We start from the raw sequence: 962 nt of genomic DNA, 5'->3' as shown, positions 1-962 counted from the left end.
TGTGCAGTCAGCCGGCGCCGATGCCAAGTGCCAGCCAACCTTCCGCACCGGCCTGCGGACCCACCCTCACGTCAATGCACGTCCGTCCAGTACTCGTTCTTCAGCAGATAGGCCAGGAAGGAGAGCAGCGCCAGGAACAGCACCACCCACACGCCCATGCTCTGGCGCTTGAGCACGGCCGGTTCGCCGGCGTACTCGAGGAAGTTGGTGATGTCGCGGACGGTCTGGTCGTATTCCTGCGGCTTCACCCGCCCCGGACTGGTCACCACCAGCCGCTCCGGATGCCGTTCGCCGGCCACGTCGGGCTCGCCGAACTCGGCGTGCTGCAGGCCCTGCAGCTCCCACAGCGGATTGGGCATGGAGGCATTCGGGAACAGCTTGTTGTTCCAGCCCAGCGGCCGCGACTCGTCCAGGTAGAACGACTTGAGGTAGGTGTAGATCCAGTCGCTGCCCCGCACGCGCGAGATCAGGCTCAGGTCCGGCGGCATCTTGCCGAACCACTTGTCGCCCTGCTCCTTGGTCATGGCGACGTGGATCTGCTCACCGAACTTGGCGCCGGTGAAATTCAGGTTGTCCATCACCTGCTGTTCGGTCAGGCCCAAGTCCGCGGCCATGCGCGAGTAACGCAGGTACTTCAGCGAGTGGCAGCCCGAACAGTAGTTCATGTAGGCCTGCGCGCCGCGCTGCAGCAGGCGGGCAACGACCTGTCCGACCAGGCGTCGCTGCAGCGCGGCGCGCAGGCCTACATGAACTACTGTTCGGGCTGCCACTCGCTGAAGTACCTGCGTTACTCGCGCATGGCCGCGGACTTGGGCCTGACCGAACAGCAGGTGATGGACAACCTGAATTTCACCGGCGCCAAGTTCGGTGAGCAGATCCACGTCGCCATGACCAAGGAGCAGGGCGACAAGTGGTTCGGCAAGATGCCGCCGGACCTGAGCCTGATCTCGCGCGTGCGGGGG

General features: G+C 64.8%; 2 protein-coding genes. One reads left to right on the top strand and one right to left on the bottom strand.

Annotated elements, in window-relative coordinates:
- Nucleotides 1-71 precede the first annotated feature (71 nt).
- Nucleotides 72-740 carry a cytochrome c1 gene (locus ABB22_RS17460; protein ID WP_057505453.1) on the bottom strand — a complete coding sequence of 223 codons (669 nt, stop codon included), beginning with the start codon at nucleotides 738-740 and terminating at the stop codon, nucleotides 72-74.
- Between ABB22_RS17460 and ABB22_RS17455 the strand changes: the two genes are divergently transcribed.
- Nucleotides 642-962 (top strand): cytochrome c1 (locus ABB22_RS17455; protein WP_161809384.1); only part of this gene is annotated, 321 nt, incomplete at its 3' end. The two genes, ABB22_RS17460 and ABB22_RS17455, sit on opposite strands and share 99 nt — an antisense overlap.

Source organism: Stenotrophomonas nitritireducens (assembly GCF_001431425.1).
In the GTDB taxonomy this organism is placed as follows: Bacteria; Pseudomonadota; Gammaproteobacteria; order Xanthomonadales; family Xanthomonadaceae; genus Stenotrophomonas; species Stenotrophomonas nitritireducens.
The sequence above is the reverse complement of the archived record's forward strand: the minus strand, read 5'-3'. Positions and strand labels throughout refer to the sequence as shown.